The organism is Rhodococcus mengyinensis (assembly GCF_048381435.1).
GTDB classification, from domain to species: domain Bacteria; phylum Actinomycetota; class Actinomycetes; order Mycobacteriales; family Mycobacteriaceae; genus Rhodococcus_F; species Rhodococcus_F opacus_D.
On the sequence record NZ_JBLWIT010000137.1, the window covers coordinates 85,834 to 103,470 of the forward strand.

The 17,637-nt window shown below is 68.9% G+C and carries 16 protein-coding genes; 9 read left to right on the plus strand and 7 right to left on the minus strand.

Features of this window, described 5'->3' with window-relative positions:
- Nucleotides 1–83: 83 nt before the first annotated feature.
- The 5 genes from ACNJ7E_RS34435 to ACNJ7E_RS34455 all read right to left on the minus strand — a co-directional run bounded on the left by ACNJ7E_RS34435 (nucleotide 84) and on the right by ACNJ7E_RS34455 (nucleotide 5,823).
- Nucleotides 84–1,070 (minus strand): isopenicillin N synthase family dioxygenase, encoded by a 987-nt coding sequence (locus ACNJ7E_RS34435; RefSeq protein WP_280782080.1) that lies wholly within the window; start codon nucleotides 1,068–1,070, stop codon nucleotides 84–86.
- A 31-nt stretch (nucleotides 1,071–1,101) separates the two neighbouring features.
- Complete coding sequence (locus ACNJ7E_RS34440) at nucleotides 1,102–1,665, minus strand: GNAT family N-acetyltransferase (protein WP_280782079.1); 564 nt, start codon at nucleotides 1,663–1,665, stop codon at nucleotides 1,102–1,104.
- A gap of 134 nt (nucleotides 1,666–1,799) precedes the next feature.
- Nucleotides 1,800–3,296, minus strand: a complete 1,497-nt coding sequence (locus ACNJ7E_RS34445; protein ID WP_418341990.1) for an aldehyde dehydrogenase — start codon at nucleotides 3,294–3,296, stop codon at nucleotides 1,800–1,802.
- Between the two features lie 35 nt (nucleotides 3,297–3,331).
- The gene (locus ACNJ7E_RS34450) at nucleotides 3,332–3,697 is read right to left on the minus strand and encodes a cupin domain-containing protein (protein WP_105413473.1); all 366 of its coding nucleotides are present in this window, start codon (nucleotides 3,695–3,697) and stop codon (nucleotides 3,332–3,334) included.
- 8 nt (nucleotides 3,698–3,705) lie between these two features.
- On the minus strand, nucleotides 3,706–5,823 hold the full coding sequence (locus tag ACNJ7E_RS34455; protein ID WP_418341991.1) for an oxidoreductase: 2,118 nt from the start codon (nucleotides 5,821–5,823) through the stop codon (nucleotides 3,706–3,708).
- Between the two features lie 230 nt (nucleotides 5,824–6,053).
- Between ACNJ7E_RS34455 and ACNJ7E_RS34460 the strand changes: the two genes are divergently transcribed.
- Both ACNJ7E_RS34460 and ACNJ7E_RS34465 read left to right on the plus strand, forming a co-directional pair.
- Nucleotides 6,054–7,595, plus strand: coding sequence for an APC family permease (locus ACNJ7E_RS34460; protein WP_280782076.1), 1,542 nt, complete (start codon nucleotides 6,054–6,056; stop codon nucleotides 7,593–7,595).
- Nucleotides 7,596–7,681: 86 nt separating this feature from the next.
- The gene (locus ACNJ7E_RS34465; protein ID WP_280782075.1) at nucleotides 7,682–8,608 is read left to right on the plus strand and encodes a LysR family transcriptional regulator; all 927 of its coding nucleotides are present in this window, start codon (nucleotides 7,682–7,684) and stop codon (nucleotides 8,606–8,608) included.
- Here the strand turns inward: ACNJ7E_RS34465 and ACNJ7E_RS34470 are convergent.
- Complete coding sequence (locus tag ACNJ7E_RS34470) at nucleotides 8,605–9,813, minus strand: enhanced intracellular survival protein Eis (RefSeq protein WP_418341992.1); 1,209 nt, start codon at nucleotides 9,811–9,813, stop codon at nucleotides 8,605–8,607. The two genes, ACNJ7E_RS34465 and ACNJ7E_RS34470, sit on opposite strands and share 4 nt — an antisense overlap.
- A 119-nt stretch (nucleotides 9,814–9,932) precedes the next feature.
- On the opposite strand from ACNJ7E_RS34470, the gene ACNJ7E_RS34475 reads away from it, so the two are divergent.
- Nucleotides 9,933–10,610: a hypothetical protein gene (locus tag ACNJ7E_RS34475; protein WP_247253758.1), complete on the plus strand. Its 678-nt coding sequence runs from the start codon at nucleotides 9,933–9,935 to the stop codon at nucleotides 10,608–10,610.
- Here ACNJ7E_RS34475 and ACNJ7E_RS34480 read toward each other — a convergent pair.
- Nucleotides 10,568–11,473, minus strand: coding sequence for a dienelactone hydrolase family protein (locus ACNJ7E_RS34480; protein WP_418341993.1), 906 nt, complete (start codon nucleotides 11,471–11,473; stop codon nucleotides 10,568–10,570). The two genes, ACNJ7E_RS34475 and ACNJ7E_RS34480, sit on opposite strands and share 43 nt — an antisense overlap.
- 193 nt (nucleotides 11,474–11,666) lie before the next feature.
- Between ACNJ7E_RS34480 and ACNJ7E_RS34485 the strand changes: the two genes are divergently transcribed.
- The 6 genes from ACNJ7E_RS34485 to ACNJ7E_RS34510 all read left to right on the plus strand — a co-directional run bounded on the left by ACNJ7E_RS34485 (nucleotide 11,667) and on the right by ACNJ7E_RS34510 (nucleotide 17,493).
- The gene (locus tag ACNJ7E_RS34485) at nucleotides 11,667–12,287 is read left to right on the plus strand and encodes a flavin reductase family protein (RefSeq protein WP_418341994.1); all 621 of its coding nucleotides are present in this window, start codon (nucleotides 11,667–11,669) and stop codon (nucleotides 12,285–12,287) included.
- Nucleotides 12,284–13,744 carry a 4-hydroxyphenylacetate 3-hydroxylase family protein gene (locus tag ACNJ7E_RS34490; protein WP_280782071.1) on the plus strand — a complete coding sequence of 487 codons (1,461 nt, stop codon included), beginning with the start codon at nucleotides 12,284–12,286 and terminating at the stop codon, nucleotides 13,742–13,744. The genes ACNJ7E_RS34485 and ACNJ7E_RS34490 overlap by 4 nt, the downstream gene beginning before the upstream one ends.
- Nucleotides 13,741–14,154 carry a RidA family protein gene (locus ACNJ7E_RS34495; protein WP_418341995.1) on the plus strand — a complete coding sequence of 138 codons (414 nt, stop codon included), beginning with the start codon at nucleotides 13,741–13,743 and terminating at the stop codon, nucleotides 14,152–14,154. The genes ACNJ7E_RS34490 and ACNJ7E_RS34495 overlap by 4 nt, the downstream gene beginning before the upstream one ends.
- A complete protein-coding gene (locus tag ACNJ7E_RS34500) occupies nucleotides 14,151–14,822 on the plus strand; it encodes a DUF1028 domain-containing protein (protein WP_418341996.1) in 672 nt (223 codons plus the stop codon). Before ACNJ7E_RS34495 ends, ACNJ7E_RS34500 begins: the two co-directional genes overlap by 4 nt.
- Nucleotides 14,819–15,973: a M20 family metallopeptidase gene (locus ACNJ7E_RS34505; protein WP_418341997.1), complete on the plus strand. Its 1,155-nt coding sequence runs from the start codon at nucleotides 14,819–14,821 to the stop codon at nucleotides 15,971–15,973. Before ACNJ7E_RS34500 ends, ACNJ7E_RS34505 begins: the two co-directional genes overlap by 4 nt.
- Before the next feature lie 119 nt (nucleotides 15,974–16,092).
- A complete protein-coding gene (locus ACNJ7E_RS34510; RefSeq protein WP_418339895.1) occupies nucleotides 16,093–17,493 on the plus strand; it encodes an IS1380-like element ISRop1 family transposase in 1,401 nt (466 codons plus the stop codon).
- Nucleotides 17,494–17,637: the final 144 nt, after the last annotated feature.

Consider the following 17,637-nt stretch of genomic DNA (forward strand, 5'->3'; position numbering starts at 1 on the left):
CTCGCCTGCAGGCGGAGGTCGACGTAGCGCCGAGAGGTCAGGAACAACACTGCGGGAACAATACTCCCGGTGGCGGCGCGCGTTTACTCCGGTTCGGCCTCGCCCGGATACCAGCGGGCGTAGACGTCGGGGTGCGCGCGGGTGCGGCTCTTCCACGCGTTCTCGCCGTACGTGCGATAGAGCGGATTCGCCGGATCGAGTTCGATGCCGCGGGCACGTTCGGCCAGGTGCGGCGGCAGCCCGATGGTCGGGACGGTGGCGTCGAGGGCAGGATTGAGGAAGTACGGCACGGACAGTCGCTCGGGCGCACCGGCCGGGGTGAGCACGCGGTGCCGGGTGGCCCTCAGGTACCCGCCGGTCGCGACCTCGAGGAGTTCGCCGATGTTCACCACGAACGAGCCGGCGCGGGCAGGCGCGTCGATCCAGTCGCCGGTCTCGGTTTCCACCTGGAGTCCCGACGACCCGGGTTCGAGGAGCAGCATCGTCAGCACGCCGGAATCCTTGTGGGCGCCGACGCCCTGCTCTCCGGTGTGGTCGGCGCTCGGCCGTTCCGGATAGCGGACGACCTTGATCAGCGTGGCGGGGGCGTGCGCGAATGCGTCGTCGAAGATCGCCGGATCGGCGTCGAGTGACGCGGCCCAGTGCCGCAGCAGTCGCATCCCGACGTCGGCGAGTGCGGCGTCGAGGGCCTCGATCGTCTTCTCGAGGTCGGGGAGATCCGCGGGCCATTGATTGGGACCCTGCAGTCGCAGGTAGCCGGCGGCACCGGGGATCGGCTGCCGCTCGGGGCCGATGTCGATCTGTTCCCGCCAGTCGGTCTCGCCGTTGGTCAGTTCGCCGCCCACCCGGTTGTAGCCACGGAAATGGGGGCTGTTCAGCATGGCGATCGACTGCTTGGAGGCCTCGGGCAGGGCGAAGAACTCCCTCGCGACGGTGAACACGCGGTCGAGCAGTTCGCGGTCGACGCCGTGCCCGTCGAGGTAGAAGAACCCCACGTGGTGGGTGATCTCCCGCAGCCGCTCCCGCCCGGCCGGAGTGTCCAGTTCGGCGAAATCGATGACGGGGAGCATCCCTCCACGGTATCCCGGGGTCGCCGCGGTGTCAGGTCTCCCGGCGCCGCTCGAGCAGCACGCTGTCGTGCCAGACGCCGTCGATCTGCGCGAGTCGTTGCCGCACCCCGACCGTCCGGTAGCCGACCGCGTGGTGCAGCGCGATGGACCCGGTGTTCACGGCCAGCACCGAGGCCTGGAGCGTCCAGATGCCCGAGAAGTCCGCCTCGTCGATGAGCCGCCGCATCAGCGCGGTCCCGACGCCCGCGCCGCGGAACTCCCTGGCCGTGTACACGGAGTTCTCGGCCACCCCGCGGAAGCAGCGCCGCGAGGACACGGGGGACAGGGCCGCCCATCCGGCGACCGTCCCGTCCACCTCCGCCACCCAGCGGTGCCCGCCCAGCCAGCGCGCGTCCAGTTCCGACCGTGTCGGGGTCTCGGTGTCGAAAGTGGCCAGCCCGCCGGCGATGCCCTCCGAATAGATCCGGAGCACCGACCCCCAGTCGCCCGCATCGAGCCGGCGGACGGTGATCGGCGGAATCGTGGAGGTGCGGCCATGAAACGCTGTGACACAACGTAATCGAGGATCGGGTTCCGAAGGGACGAGGGCGAACATGGCGCCAGCTTAGCGGCTCGACGTGCCCATGTGGGGTGCCACGTTTCGGGGCGAATGTACCTTCGGGCGCCTCGGCAGCGCCGACGGGTACATTCGCCCGGCGAGGTCGGGAGCTCAACCCGGTGTCGTGCCGCTCACTGCCGCAGCCGGATCCACGTCGTCTTCAGTCCGGTGTACTTGTCCATCGCGTGCAGGGAGAGGTCGCGACCGAACCCGGACTGTTTGAACCCGCCGAACGGGGTCTGCGCGCTGATGGCGTCGACGGTGTTGACGGAGACGGTCCCCGCCCGCAGTGCCGCGGAGACGCGGTGTGCCCGGTTCAGGTTCTCGGTCCACACCGAGGCGGCCAGGCCGTAGATGCTGTCGTTACCCATCCGGACGGCGTCGGCCTCGTCGGTGAACGTCTGGACGGTGAGGACGGGGCCGAACACCTCCCGGGTCACCACCTCGGCGGTGGGTGCGACGTCCGCGAAGATCGTCGGCTCGACGAAGGACCCGCGGCCGTCGACGGTGGTCCTGTTGCCGCCCAGCAATACCCGACCCTCGGACCGGGCGCGGTCGATGAACCCCGCGACGGTGCGAGCGTGGTTCTCGTCGACGATCGCACCCAGCGTGGAGGCGGGATCGAGCGGATTGCCGGGGCGGATCGACGACGCCCGGCGGACGAGGGCCGCGGTCACCTGTTCGGCCACCGACTCCTCGACCAGCAACCGGGAGTTGGCCGAGCACACCGCGCCCTGGTTGTAGAACGCGCCGAAGACCGCCTTCTCCACCGCGTCGTCGAGGTCGGCGTCCGCGAAGATCAGGTTGGGGCTCTTGCCTCCGCATTCGAGCCAGACCTGCTTCAGATTCGAGTCCGCCGCATACCGGAGGAATCGCTTCCCGGTCGCTGTCGAGCCGGTGAAGGCGAGGACGTCGACGTCGGGATGCAGGCCCAGCGCCGCCCCGGCGGTGGCGCCGAACCCGGGGACGACGCCCAGGACGCCGTCGGGCAGGCCCGCCTCGGCGGCGAGCTCGGCCAGCCGCAGCACCGACAGCGGAGCCTGCTCGGCGGGTTTGAGGACGACGCTGTTGCCCGCTGCGAGGGCCGGCGCCAGCTTCCACACCGCGAGGTCGAGTGGGAAGTTCCACGGGACCACCGCCCCGACGACCCCGAGGGGTTCGCGGGAGACGAGCGCGAGACTCCCGGGATCGGTGGGCGCGATCTCCCCGCCGATCTTGTCGAGGGCCTCGGCGTAGAACGTGAAAAGCTCGGCGGCCGAGGGGACGTCGACGGTCAGCGCCTCCACCACGAGCTTGCCCATGTCGAGGGAGTCGAGCAGGGCGAGCTCGTGCCGGTGTTCGAGGATCAGCTCGGCGAGCCGGAGCAGGACCCGCTTGCGGTGGGACGCCGGGCTCCGCGACCAGACGCCCGAGTCGAACGCCTCGCGCGCAGACCGCACCGCGGCATCGACGTCCGGGGCGTCCGCGGCCGCCACCCGTGCCAGCAGCTCACCGGTGGCCGGGTTGATCGAGTCGAACGTCTCGTCGGACTTGGCGGGACGGAACGCGCCGTCGATGAAGAGCTCCCGGCGCGGCGTGATCGTCGCGGCGAGCCGGGTCCAGTCGTCGAGTGTGGTCGGGTCAGGCATCGTCATCCCTCGGGCTCGAAAGTGGTGGTGTGCGATCAGGGAACATAGATGGCGAACTGTTTGAGCAGGGGCTCGTCGACGCGGTACTCGCCGCGCCACCCCTTGGTCAGGGTGAACGCGTCGCCGGGTCCGAAGGTGTGCGAGACGCCGTCGTCCGCTGTCAGCGTCACCGAACCCTCCAGCACCCGGGTGTATTCGTCGCCCGGGTAGGACTCGATGTACTCGCGATACGGCTCGGCGCGCCACGAGCCGACGGTGAACTTCTCGTCGCCGCTGCTCAGGTGAACCATTTCGTGTTCCTTCGGATCGCCTGCCCGGAGCGTGTCCGCGGTGACGTATGCGCTGGGTGTCATCGCCGCGATGTTCCGGGCGTCGGTCGGGATCGGGTGCACTGCGGTCATGGTGTTCCTCAGTTCTGTGCGTTGGCGAGCGGGGGGACGGAGAATTTCCCGACGGGTTCGATGGACAGTCCGGTGACTTCTCGTCGGAAGGCGACCGGACCCGGGGCGGGTGGTTCGTCGAGTTCCTCGGCGTACCGGTGCCCGGACCAGACCGCCGCCGCGATGGTGGACGGCGCCCAGGCGTCGCCGATGCCGCGGACACTGCGCAGGTCGGCGCCGGCCCATTCGGATTCGCGGGACTGCAGTTCGTGGGACAACTCGTCGTGTGGGAGTCGGGCGGTGACGAGGACGACGCTGTCCGCCTCGACGAACTGCTCGTCGCCGGTGAACGCGCACACGGTGCGGACGCCCTGGGGGGTGACCGCGGTGACGGCGCGGTTCACCTGAACGTGCACACCGGCCTTGATGATTCGCTTGCGGATTCGGACCACTTCCATGGTGTTCGTCGTCCACTGCGACACGTGCGCGGCCGGCGTGATCAGGGTGACGTCGAATCCCTCCTTGGCGAGGAGTTCGGCGACGACCGCACCGAGGTAGTAGTGGTCGTCGTCGAAGAGCACGACCTTGTTGCCCCGGGGGCGGAGCCCCGCCATCACGTCGTCGGGGGTCAGGACGTCGGCGTGCTCGTCGACGGGGACGGCGTGGGTGTGCCACCGGCCGACGCCGTCGCGGCGCCAGTGCGAGCCCGTCGCGACGACCACGTGGTGGAAGTCGTTCTCGATGACGTCGTCGGCGGTCATCTCGCTCTCCATGAACACGTCCACGTCGGGGAGCTTGCGGAGTTGCTGTTCGCGGTAGTCGACCACGCGGATCCACGCGGACAGTCCGGGAAGCTTGGACTCGCGGATCACGCGGCCGCCGAGTTGCCTGCTCGCCTCGGCGAGGCTGACGTGGTAGCCGCGTTGCCCGAGCGCGCGGGCCGCCTCGAGTCCGGCGGGGCCGGCGCCGACGACGAGGACGTTCGAATCGGTCGAGCGCACCTTGATTCGCTCCGGGTGCCAGCCGCGCCGGAACTCCTCGCCCATCGTCGGGTTCTGGGTGCAGCGGATCGGCGACATGGTGAAGTCGCCGGACACGCAGATGTTGCAGCCGATGCACTCCCGGATGTCCTCGAGGTTCCCCTCCTCGATCTTGCGGGGAAGGTACGGGTCGGCGATCGAGGGGCGGGCCGCCCCGATGAAGTCGAGGATTCCGCTCTTGACCTGGTGCAGCATCGTGTCGGGCGAGGTGAAGCGGCCGACGCCGACGACGGGTTTCGTGGTGAGCTGTTTCAGACCGCGTACGTATGGTTCCTGCTCCGCCTCGGGACCGAATCGCGACGTGACGGAGTCGTCCTCCCAGCTGCCCAGCACGAAGTCCCACAGATCGGGGGTCTCGCCGAGCAGGCCGATCACGTCCTCGATCTCGCTGCGGGTGATCCCCTCGTCGCCGAGGAGTTCGTCGACCGAGATGCGGCACGCCACGGCGGCCTTCCCGTCGGCGACCTCGCGTGAATCCTCGAGGATCTCGCGGAGCAGGCGAACCCGGTTGGTCAGGCTGCCGCCGTACTCGTCCGTCCGGTTGTTGTACCGGCGGGACAGGAAGTGGTGCAGGCCGCCGATCGCGTGCCCGGCGTAGACGTAGACGATGTCGTATTCGGCCTTCAGCGACCGGCGCACCGCCTCCTTGTGCCAGTGCCGGAGGTCGGCGATGTCCGACTTGGTCATCGCCCTGGCCTGGACGGGGTCGTAGTTCCAGGAGACGACGGGCAGATTCTGCGGGCCGAGCGGGGTCTCGCGGCTGATCAGGTTGGGACTGTTCAGGCCGTTGTGGGCGAGCTCGATGCCGGCGAGGGAGCCGCCCTCGTGAATCTTCTCGGAGATTCGGGTCAGGGCGGGCAGGTCCTGGTCGTCCCACAGGCGCAGTTCGATGAACGGGCCGATGTCCGAGGTGGGGTGGATCTCGACCTGCTCGGTGCAGACGACGGCCCAGCCGCCCTCGGCCTTGACGCGCCGCATGTACGCCTCCCCGGAGGGGTCGCGGTAGCCCATGCCGTTGCAGTGCGGGACTTGGAAGAATCTGTTGCGGGCGGTGACCGGTCCGATCTTGACCGGTTCGAAAAGGATGTCGTATCGCGGATCACGCACGGTGGGTTCCTCACGCTGTTCGGTTCGTGCAGTGCCAGAATCGTCGGTCCGCGCGACCACAACAGTCAACAGGATCTTTCCGTGCCACTACATCAGTTATTCAGATGCCAACCCGGCGGCATCCGCATCTGGAGAACTGATGCAGTACCCCGGATCTTTGTGCTGTACAGATTTGCCGGGTCCGGACGAGAGTAGTGACCGGCATCACTGCAACGTGAGAGGCACGATCGATGAGCGACAACACCCCCACCGCCCTGGCGGACGAACAGACGCAACATCTCAAGAAGTCACTCGGCCGTTTCGACATCGTCTTCCTCATCGTCGCGGCGGTGGTGTCGGTCGAGGTTCTCGGTCAGGTCTCCACCTTCGGCGCGGAGACGTTCACGTGGGCACTGGTTCTCGCGGTGTTCTTCCTGCTGCCGTACGGCCTCATCTTCGCCGAGATCGGCAGCACGTTCACCGGCGAGGGCGGGGTCTACGTGTGGGTCCGGAGAGCGTTCGGCCGGCCCCTCGCCGCCCTCGCATCGCTGCTGACGTGGGTGACCCAGCCCGTGTGGGTCGGCGGGTCCATGGCGTTCATCGCCGCGGAGACCTGGAACCACTACGTCACCGCGTTCGAGGAAGGATCGGTGACGGACTACCTGTTCAAACTGGTCTTCATCTGGCTGACGGTGCTCGCGGCCGTCGTGAGTCTGGCTCGCGGCAAGTGGATTCCGACGGTCGGTGCGTTCCTCAAGATCGTCTTCCTGCTGTTCTTCCTCGTCACTACCGGCATCTACGCCGCGAAGAACGGCTTCGCCGGCATCTCCGCGGGCGACTTCAGCCCTACCCTGACCGGGCTCCTCGGTGTGACGCCGCTGCTGCTGTTCTCCTACCTCGGTTTCGAATCCGGCAACAGCGCCGCCGGGGAAATGAAGAACCCCGCCCGCGACGTCCCGATCTCGATCGCCCGCGCCTGCGCCATCGCCGCCGCGTCGTACCTGCTGCCGATCTTCGCCATCCTGCTCGTCGTACCCGCGGACGACATCACCGGCGTCGGCGGACTCCTCGAGGCGGTCGCGACCGTGTACAGCGTCTACGGTCCCGCCGCACCCGCCATGCTGACCGTGACCGGGGTGATCTTCGCGGTGATCCTGATGACCCAGGGTGCGGCGTGGATGATCATCAGCGACCGCATGCAGGCGATGGCCGCGGCCGACGGTGCGTTCTTCGGTGGATTCTTCGGCCGTTTCCATCCGCGTCTCGGAACGCCGGTGCGCGTCAACTTCCTGTCCGGACTCGTCGCCACCGTCTTCATGGTCGCCGCCATGCAGATCACCGGCTCCGGCGGCTCCATCTTCGCGGTCGTGCTCACCATCTCGATCTCGACGTTCCTGCTCAGCTACCTGATCGTCATCCCCTCGGCGGTCCGCCTGCGCACGCGTTTCCCGGACGTCGTGCGGCCTTTCCGGGTTCCCACCGGAAACGCGGGCTTCCGCGTCCTCGGCATCCTGTGCTTCGCGTGGGTGCTGCTCGGCTCCTGGGTGGCGGTCTTCCCGGGCACCCTGGAATCGGTGTTCGGCCTGGACTACGACTTCGAGGAGATCTGGGGAGTGAGCCAGGGGACGTTCGAACTGTTCACGCTCGGGACGCTGGCCGTGCTCGCGCTACTCGGCGCCGTCGGATACGTGCGCGGCACATCCGTGCGGTCCGCGAGTGGCCCGCGCCCCACCCGGGAAGACGGCCCCGGATCGCAGCCGGATCCCGACCTCGTGAACGCCGACATCCGCTGACGGTGTCGCGTCCGCCGCGTGTGTCGTGGGTGGCTCCCCGGTCGGAGACCTGCAATCCTGGTGGCCTCAGATCCCGAGGAGAGCGCATGCAACGACGACCCGACGTGACGTTCACCCAACTGAGGTATTTCGTCGAGGCCGCGAACTTCTCCAGCATGACGAAGGCCGCCGACGAACTGATGGTCGCGCAGTCGGCGGTCTCCTCGGCGATCTCCCAACTCGAGCATCAGATCGGCACCCAGCTCTTCATCCGGCAACGGTCCCGCGGACTGGTCCTCACCGCGGCGGGGGAGGAGATGCTCCGCGACACCCGCAGCGTCCTCGCCCACCTCGGTGAGGTTCTCGACGCGGCCCGCGGTCACGAGGACAACGTGCGGGGAACGGTGCGCCTGGCCTGCTTCGTCACCCTCACCCCGTTCATCCTCCCGACGCTGATCTCGGACCTGCGCGATCAGCACCCCGACCTGGAGGTCGAGGTCGTCGAGACGCAGGCGGAGGCGGTGCGGGCGGCGCTGCGCAACGGCACCGCAGAACTGGCCCTGACCTACGACCTCGGGCTGGGCGACGACATGGAGACGGAGACGCTCGGCGTTGCCAGGCCGCACGTCATCCTTCCGCCGGACCACCGGCTGGCCGGACACGACGCGATCACCCTCGCCGACCTCGAGGGCGAACCCATGGTGTTGCTGGACCTGCCGAGCAGCCGCGACTACTTCCTGGCGATGCTGTCGGCGGCGGGGGTCACGCCGGTGGTCCGGTACCGGTCCGCGAGCTACGAAACGGTGCGCGGACTCGTCGCCCGCGGCCACGGCTTCTCGATCCTCAACCAGCGGCCCGCCGAAGGCCGAACCTACGACGGCGGACGGGTCGCGACGCTGCCCATCGCCGACGACGTTCCCGGCCTCCCCGTGGTACTCGCCCGGCTGAAAGGTGTGCGGAGCACGGCGCGGGCCCGGGCCGTCGCCGAACGGGCGCGGGCCGTGTTCGCGAAACAGGCGGGTTCGGCCCGCTAGAACGGCCACCCCATCTGGGCGTCGCGGTCGGCGCCGAAGGCGTGATCGACACGGTCGAGGACGCCGGGGTCCGCGGCCTGCAGCCGGTTCGCGGCCGCGAACGTGCGTGCCCGGTGGGCGCCGAGATACAGGCTGCCCAGGACGTCCAGGTCGAGCACCACCTGCGGGGTGGAGTCGGTCGGGGTGCACATCGCGGTGCCGTCCCGCACGGTCAGCGCGAACCGCCCGCCGGCGTCCAAAAATCCGTCGTCGACCTGGATCACGACGTCGAAGTCTGTTCGGTACCTGCGGGCCTCGAGCGCGGCGGGCACGTCCATGATCCGGACCCACAGCTCGTCGTGACGCGACGTGGTGCGCACCAGCCGGCCGTCGGTCAGCAGATACGGCAGTGGGTCCTCGGGGGTGAGGTGCGCTTCGATGCGCCGCACGAGGTCCAGGCCGAGCAGTGCCCGCCACACCGCGGCGTGCGCGTCCCGCGTGACCGTGCGGATCTCCTCCACCCGGGCGACGGTTCCGTTGTCGCCGGACACGCGACGGCAGAGCACGTAACCGCCGTCGTGCACGAGCCCGAACAGGCTTGTGCCGCCGCCGCGCTCGCTCTCACGGTCGGCGAAGATCCGATTCCACACGATCTCGGGCCGCACCTGCGCCCCCGGGGTCACCCGTTGCCAGCGGTCGTAGACGTCGGTGAACGCGGCCCGGGCCTCCGCCGGATGGACCATCCGCACACCACCCGGATCCGGTGCCTTCGGGTGCGGCACGGCGAATCGGCGGTCGATGCTCGACGTGGTCTCGATGGTTGCGGGCCCGTACCCGAAGCGTCCGTAGATCCCGCCCTCACTGGCCGTGAGGAGCGACAGCGGGACCCCCGACGTCCGGATGCGGTCGTGATGTTCGGCGTAGAGCGCGCGAAGGAGACCGCGGCGTCGATGGGTGGGCGCGACCGTCACCGCGGTGACGCCCGCCGCGGGAACGCCCTCGCCACCGGGAACGGTGACGGTCATGGGGATGTCCATGGTGGCGCCGACCACCGCGTCCTCGTCGACCGCGATGATCGGCGGCGCGCCGCTGACGAGTTGCCTCCAGTGGGCGGTGAACTCCTCGTTCTGCGGTGTCACGAAGCAGATCTCGTTGAGCAGGGTGATCTTCGGCCAGTCCTGTTCGGTCGCCGTTCTGATCGTGATGCCGGCGGTGGTCGTCGTCATGTCCCGACACTGGCACACCCCACGTGGACGCGCAGCCGAATTTCGGCCTCCGACCTTGACCCGGTACGTGTCTTCGGAGAGTCTGAGACCCTGCCGACCGGTGAGGGGGTGACGTCACGGTGTCGAGTGACCACACCTCGTCCGCACCTCGCCGAACGCTCCGGCTGCGCCGGGAGTCCTGGGGATTCGTCATCGGCTCCTTCCTGTTCGGGATGGCGGCCACGCGGGTGTACGGGCAGGCGGTCGGCCCCGAGATCGACAACATCACCTACTTCGTCGGATCGCTGTTCTTCACGACCGCTGGATTCATCCAGTTGCGGCTCAGCGGCAGGCCGGTGCCCGGGGAGGAATCCGCGACGGTCGAACGCTACGACTGGTGGGCGGCGCTGATCCAGTTCGTCGGCACCCTGCTGTTCAACGTGAGTACCGGGGTCGTGCTGATCCAGAGCCTCACCGTCGAACAGGACCGGGTGTGGGGGTGGAGTCCCGACCTCTTCGGGTCGACGGCGTTCCTCGTCGCCAGCGGTCTGGCGGTGGTGGCCACCACCGAAACCGACAAGCTGTGGGATCCGCATGCCCGCAACTGGCGCAGCACCTGGCTGAACATGATCGGGTCGGTGGCGTTCGGTGTGTCCGCGGTCGGCGCGTACATCGTGCCCGGCACCGACGCGCTGAAGAACGCGGCGGTCGCCGATCTGGGCACGTTCGTGGGCGCCGTCTGCTTCCTCGTGGCCGCACTGCTGATGCGCCCGCCTCACCCCAGGTATTCGCCGAACCAGGCGAGGACACGTTCGTAGGCCTCGGCTGCCGCGGTCGCGTTGTAGCGGGGCCCGGTGTCGTTGAAGAACGCGTGATCGGCACCCGGAACCGTGACGATCTCGTGCGGTAGCCCCGCCTTCGCGAGTGCGGCGGCCGCGGCGTCGCGGGACGCGTTCACCCGGGCGTCCAGTTCCGCGTAGATGGCGAGGACCGCGGCCTTCGACCCGGAGAAGTCGGCGCCCTCGGGCAGGGGACCGTAGAAGGGGACCGCCGCCGCCAGCCGCGGCTCACCGGACGCGAGGAGTTGCCACACCATCCCGCCGCCGAAGCAGAACCCCACCGCCGCCATCTTCTCGTCCGGCACCCGCCGCCCGAGTTCGTCGATTCCGGCCTTCATGTCGGCGACGAAGCGTGCCGGCGGCACGGTGGCCAGCGCGGCGGTGGCCTGCGCCTGATCGGTGAACGTCGCGGTCCCGCCCTCTTCCGAGAGCAGGTCGAGGGCGAGCGCGGAGTAGCCGGCGCCCGCGAATCGTCCCGCCACCGAACGGATGTGGTCGGTCAGGCCCTTGTTCTCGTGTATGACGAGGACCGCTCCGCGAGGTGTGGCGGCGTCGGCCCACGCACCCTGCAGGACGCGGCCGTCCGGGCCGGGGAACGTCACCGCTTCGGTCTCGACGGCGTCGGCCGATCCCGGTGGCGGGGGCGTCGCTCCGCCGGGTGTCACCGGCGCCGAGGTCGGCGACTCGTCGCTGTCGGTGGAACAGGCGGCGAGCAACGAGGACGCCGCCGCCACGCCGAGGCCGATGAGTCCGAGTCTGCGCAACGCTTCGCGGCGGGACAGCAGCCCGTCGGCATGATCGATCGCGATCTCTTCGGCGATATAGCGTTGCAGTGGCGTCATGATCGTCCCCGTCCGCATCGGCTGATGTAGGGAATTATCCCTGGTCGACCCCGTGATCGACATCGGTTCCCAGTTCATCACTTTTCCTTATGCAGTACGCCACTTATCTGTGTTGTACAGATTTCACCGGGGACCTCAAGATTGGTGCAACGGCACGAACTCCTCGCTCACCGCACACAGAAAGGAGCCCGTCATGCCGATCGCTGACCGTCACCCAGCCGTCGAAACGACGGCCCGAACATCGGTGGCCTCACCGATGCCGGACAACTCGACCGCGAACTTCGTCATGGCCATGAGCGCTGTCGCGACCGGAGTCACCGTCGTCGCGACCGACGGTCCCGGCGGTCGCGCCGCCCAGACCGTGAGTGCGATGTGCTCCGTCTCGGCCGACCCGGCGCTGGTGCTGGTCTGCCTGCACGGACGAAGCCCGGTCAACGACGCGATTTCCGGGAACGGTGTCTTCTGCGTCAATGTGCTTGCCACCCAGCATGATCACGTCGCCGACACCTTCGCCGGCCGGCCCTGGCCGGGCAAGCAGCGGTGGGACTTCACCTGCGGGCACTGGACCGTGGCCGAATCCGGCTCACCCCGCGTCCACGACGCGATCGCGTCGTTCGACTGCACCGTCCACGACGTCATCGAGGCCGGTACCCACCGCGTCTACATCGGACGCGTCGCCGCGGTGGAGGCACACCCCGGCGAACCGCTCGTGTACGCCTCCCACACCTACAGCAAGCCTGCAGCATTCGAACCTTCCACCTTCCCCGACTACCCGGACGCACACCCCGCGCCGAGGACCAGGAGCACGAAATGATCCGCACCGGAGACGAATACAGGGAGTCCATCAGGGACGGCCGCGAGGTCTGGGTCGACGGGGAACGCGTCAAGGACGTGGCCGACCACCCCATGTTCAAGCCGATCGTCGACGTGCGGGCACGCATCTACGACCTCGCGCACGACGAGGCCACGCAGGACGCGATGACCTACGTCGACCCCGAATCCGGCGAACGCAACGCCATCGCCAACAAGCTCCCCCGCACGCAGCAGGACTGGCTCGACAAGCGCGCCGCCGTCGACCTGGTCCTCGAGGACACCCGGGGCGTGGTCACCCGCGTCGGTGACGAGACCATCGGCGAGATGTGGTCGCTGTTCGACGGTCAGGACGTCCTCAACGAGGTCGACCCGCGCTTCTCGGAGAACATCCGACGCCACCTGGACCGGTCGGTCCGGGAGGACCCGTTCCACGTGTCGGCCAACACGGACCCCAAGGGCGACCGGTCCAAGGCGCCGCAGGATCAGGACCCCGACATGCTCCTGCACGTCGTGAAGGAGACCGACAACGGCATCGTCGTGCGCGGCGCGAAGTACGAGACCGCCGCCGCCTACTCCAACCAGGCGTTCACCAAACCCACCATCGCCAACTGGGGAAACAGCGAACTGTCCGACTACGCCGTCGGATTCGTGCTCGACATGGGCGCGCCGGGGCTGAAGTACATTTCCCGCAACGGGTTCGCCGGCCGCGCGCCGTCCGCCGACTACCCGCTCGCCAACCGGGTCGACGAGGTGGAGTCCCTCGTCGTGTTCGACAACGTCGAGATCCCCTGGGAAGACGTCCTGTTCTACCGGCACACCCGGGCGGCCACGTTCATCCGCTCCACCCTGCACCGCTACAGCGCGTTCCCGTTCGTGCAACGCACGCTGCACCTCGCCGATCTGATGATCGGATCCGCATTGTGGAACGTCAAGCAGAGCGGGCTCGAGAAGCAGCAGGCGGTGCAGGAGAAGCTCGCCCAGCTCGCCTGCTACCGGGAGACGATCAACGCCCACCTCACCGCGGCCATCTCACTCGCCGAGCCCAGCCCGGGTGGCCTGCTCATGCCCAACCAGTCCCTGCTCTACACCGGCCGGGTGATGGCGCTCAGCCAGCTGCCCGCGATGATGCACATCGCCCGCGAGCTGTGCGGCGGCCAGATCTGCATCACCCCGGACGCCGCCACGTTCGCCGACCCCGACGTCGCGCCGTGGCTGGAGAAGTTCTACTCCATCAACGACAACTGGGTGGCCGACGACCGTCGCAAGCTTCTCGCGTTCGCCCGCGACCTGCTCAACAGCGACTACGCGGGACATCGCCTGACGTTCCAGCTCTTCGCCCAGTCACCGCCGTTCGCGCAGCTCGCCGCCGTCTACCGCAACTTCGACTTCGACGGGCCGCTCGGGCTGGTCAAGGCCGCAGCGGGGCTGTCGGACAACGTCGACGGAGGTGCGGCATGACCACCCACACCCGCATCCGCCCGTTCAACACCCGCGACACGTACCCGGAACAGAACCTCGACAACGACCTCGCGCAAGCGGTCGTCGCCGGCGGAGTCGTGTATCTCCGCGGGCAGATCGGACAGGACCTCGACACCCGGGAGTCGGTGGGAATCGGCGACGTCGAGGCCCAGGCCGAGAAGGCGATGGCGAACATCGCGATGCTGCTGAAGGAATCGGGCAGCCGGCTGGAGGACGTCGTCAAGGTCACCATCTACCTGGTGGACGTCCGGTACCGGGAGACCGTCTACCGGGTGGTCGGACGCTGGCTGACAGGTGTGCATCCGGTGTCCACCGGCATCGTCGTCGACGCCCTCGCCCGGCCCGAATGGCTCGTCGAGATCGACGCGACGGCTGTGATCAGCTCATGACGTTCTCACTCGTCGCCCGTGATCCCGGGGGCGCGTTCGGGATGGTCGTCTGCTCCTCCAGCCCCGCCGTGGCCGCACGCTGCCTGCACGTGCGGTCCGGGGTCGGTGTCGTCGCCTCCCAGAACGTGACCAATCCGCAGCTGGGGCCGATCGGTCTCGACGCACTCGCGTCGGGTGCGAATGCGGACACCGCACTGAAAAGCGCACTTGCGCAAGAGAAGTTCCCGGAGTACCGCCAGGTCGTCATCGTCGATGCGGATGGCGGCACGGCCGTGCACTCGGGCGCGCAGACGTTGGGCATCCACAGCAGTGCGCAGGGCAGCGGCGCCGCCGTCGCCGGCAACATGCTCCGCGACGAAGGCGTCATCCGATCGCTGCTGTTCGGCTACGTGTCGAGCGCGGCCCCGACGTTCGAGGGCAGACTGCTCGACGGACTCACCGCGGCCCTCACCGCCGGCGGGGAAGCGGGGCCCGTGCACTCGGCGGGAATCCAGGTGGTCGAGGACGTGCCCTGGCCCGTCACCGATCTGCGCGTCGACTGGCACGACGACCCGGTCGGCGAACTGCGCCGGCTGTGGACGGTGTGGGAACCGCAGAAGCGGGACTACCGGGTGCGGGGTGTCGACCCGACGGCCGCCCCGTCCTACGGCGTGCCGGGGGACCTGTGAGCGCCGACGCCGCGGTTCGTGACGGAGCCAGGAGGGCGGAAGACCGGATCCTGGCTCTGTCGCACGACCTCCACGCCCACCCCGAGGTCGCGTGGGAGGAGGAACGCTCGTGCGTCCGGGTGGCCGGGGTGCTGTCGGACGCCGGTTTCACGGTGGAGCAACAGTACGTCGGACTGCCCACCGCGTTCCGCGCGCACGTCGGTTCCGGACCGCTGCACCTCGCGGTCTGCGCGGAATACGACGCGCTCCCCGGGCTCGGGCACGCGTGCGGGCACAACGTCATCTCCGCCATCTCGGTGGGGACGGCGCTGGCTCTCGCCCCGCTCGTCGACGACCTCGGCATCACCCTGTCGGTGCTCGGCACCCCCGCCGAGGAAGGCGGGGGCGGCAAGATCGACATGCTCGAACGCGGAGCGTTCGAGGGCGTCCACGCCGCCGTCATGGCCCACCCCGGCCCGGTCGACGTCGCCCGGGCCGAACCGTACGCGGTGTCCCACAGCCACATCCGGTACGACGGCAAGGCGGCACACGCCGCCGCGTACCCGGAGCGGGGCGTCAACGCGGCCGACGCGTTCACGGTGGCGCAGGTTGCCATCGGGCTTCTCCGGCAACAGCTTCCGTCGAGCACGCGAGTGCACGGGATGATGACCCGCGGGGGAGAGGCGCCCAACGCCATTCCCCAGCGCACCGAAGGTCGCTGGTACGTGCGCGCGGAAACGCTGGAGGAGTTGGCCCGCATCGAACCCCGCGTGGCCCGCTGCTTCGAGGCCGGCGCCATCGCAACCGGCTGTGAACTCACCATCGCCCCGGAAAGCGAACCGTACTCGGAGTTCCGCACCGACGAAGCGCTGCTCGCGTCGTACGTCCGGCACGCGGAGGGGCTGGGCCGCGTGTTCCGCACCGGCGCGGACTCGCTGATGAACCGGGCCTCCACCGACATGGGCAACGTCTCGCAGGTGATTCCCGCGATCCACCCCTACATCGGAATCGACTCCGCGCCTGCCGTCAACCATCAGGCCGAGTTCGCCGCGGCCAGCGCCGCGCCCGCCGCAGACCGGGCGGCCGTCGACGGTGCGCTGGCCCTCGCCCTGACCCTGCTCGACGCCTGCGGCTCCGCCGCCCGTGAGTACTTGTTAACCGCCCGACGTTAAGCCCGGATCCACCGATGTGGTGCGGGGTAGGTGAGTCGAAACGGCGAGATGCCCTTGCGTGCTGAAAGAATTGGACTTCTCACAGAACCAGTTCGATCGACACGAAGGGCATCTCTAGGGTGCAACTATCCCACACCCACCCGGTGACGGCCTCGGCGTTCGACGACCGCAATCTCCTCGCCGCGGCCGGACTGATCCCGGTCCTGGGGTTGGCTCAGGACTGCGGCCTCGATGACCTGGCAGACGAGCATCTGACGCTGCCCACCGACAAGGGCGCACACGCGGGCCGGAAGGTGACCGCACTGGTAGCGGGCATGGTCGCCGGCGCCGACAGCATCGACGACATGGCGCTGCTGCGGCACGGCGCCATGCCCACGGTATTCGACCACCCGTACGCCCCGTCGACGCTGGGCTCCTTCCTGCGGACGTTCTCCTTCGGGCACGTCCGCCAACTCGACGCCGTCGCCGCCCGATTCCTGCAAGGCCTGGCCGAACGAACACCGCTGGTCGGTGGGCCCGAAGTCGGTGGGCGGATCCTCGTCGACCTCGACGACACCATCGTCCCGGTGCACGGGCACGCCAAGCAGGGTTCGGGCTACGGATATACGGGGGTCCGGGGGTTGAACGCGCTGATCGCCACCGCCACCACCGACGGGCGGGCACCGGTGATCGTCGGCCAACGCCTGCGCCGCGGCGGCTGCGGATCCCCACGCGGGGCATCCCGGATGGTCAGCGACGCCCTCGCCACACTCGGCCGCCTGCGCCCGCAGCTGTCACCGGGGTCTGTGCTGGTGCGGGCCGACTCGGCCTTCTACGGGCACCCGACCGTGTCCGCGGCACTGCGCTCCGGCGCCGACGTCTCGGTCACGGTGCGGATGACCGCGACGGTGAAGGCGGCGATCGCCGCCATCGACGAGGATGCGTGGACCCCGATCGAATACACCGACGCCGTCTACGACGAACAGGCCGGCCGGTGGATCTCCCGCGCCGAGGTCGCCGAGATCGACTTCACCGCGTTCACCCGCCTCGCCTCCGAGCGGACACCGGGCCGGTTGGTGGTGCGCCGCATCCCCGACCTGCGGGAACACACCGATGGTCAGGGCACGTTGTTCGACGCCTGGCGGTTCCACGCGTTCTTCACCACCACCGACCCCGCCGTCCTGGACACCGTGGCCGCGGACAAGATCCACCGCGGGCACGCGATCATCGAGCAGGTCCACGCCGACCTGAAGAACTCCGCGCTCGCGCACCTGCCGTCGGGGCGGTTCGCCGCCAATAGTGCCTGGCTGGTGCTTGCGGTGATGGCGTTCAATCTCACCCGCGCCGCCGCCACCCTCACCGGGGCCCGCCTGGTGCGGGCGACGACCGCCACCATCCGCCGGACCCTGATCTCGGTCCCGGCGCGGATCGCGTCCTCGGCCCGCCGCCTTACCCTGCACCTGCCGCGGCGCTGGCCCTGGGAATCCGAATGGAACCAACTCTTCACCCACACCCGGCATCGAAGACCCCAGGTCACCTAATCCGCCCGGCCACCCCCGGCCCCGACCCGAAAGACCCAGTGGAACAACCCGACACATCGGTCGGGCGATCACCCACGCCCCGACAGCCCATCAACGGCCGCAACCGAACCCATCAGCCGACCCGCCCCTATCGGTGGATCCGGG

Bases quoted from the DNA above. Each gene is read 5' to 3' on its own strand.
- ACNJ7E_RS34435 (WP_280782080.1), bottom strand. From the start codon at position 1,070: ATGCTCCCCGTCATCGATTTCGCCGAACTGGACACTCCGGCCGGGCGG.
- ACNJ7E_RS34440 (WP_280782079.1), bottom strand. From the start codon at position 1,665: ATGTTCGCCCTCGTCCCTTCGGAACCCGATCCTCGATTACGTTGTGTC.
- ACNJ7E_RS34445 (WP_418341990.1), bottom strand. From the start codon at position 3,296: ATGCCTGACCCGACCACACTCGACGACTGGACCCGGCTCGCCGCGACG.
- ACNJ7E_RS34450 (WP_105413473.1), bottom strand. From the start codon at position 3,697: ATGACCGCAGTGCACCCGATCCCGACCGACGCCCGGAACATCGCGGCG.
- ACNJ7E_RS34460 (WP_280782076.1), top strand. From the start codon at position 6,054: ATGAGCGACAACACCCCCACCGCCCTGGCGGACGAACAGACGCAACAT.
- ACNJ7E_RS34465 (WP_280782075.1), top strand. From the start codon at position 7,682: ATGCAACGACGACCCGACGTGACGTTCACCCAACTGAGGTATTTCGTC.
- ACNJ7E_RS34470 (WP_418341992.1), bottom strand. From the start codon at position 9,813: ATGACGACGACCACCGCCGGCATCACGATCAGAACGGCGACCGAACAG.
- ACNJ7E_RS34480 (WP_418341993.1), bottom strand. From the start codon at position 11,473: ATGACGCCACTGCAACGCTATATCGCCGAAGAGATCGCGATCGATCAT.
- ACNJ7E_RS34485 (WP_418341994.1), top strand. From the start codon at position 11,667: ATGCCGATCGCTGACCGTCACCCAGCCGTCGAAACGACGGCCCGAACA.
- ACNJ7E_RS34490 (WP_280782071.1), top strand. From the start codon at position 12,284: ATGATCCGCACCGGAGACGAATACAGGGAGTCCATCAGGGACGGCCGC.
- ACNJ7E_RS34495 (WP_418341995.1), top strand. From the start codon at position 13,741: ATGACCACCCACACCCGCATCCGCCCGTTCAACACCCGCGACACGTAC.
- ACNJ7E_RS34500 (WP_418341996.1), top strand. From the start codon at position 14,151: ATGACGTTCTCACTCGTCGCCCGTGATCCCGGGGGCGCGTTCGGGATG.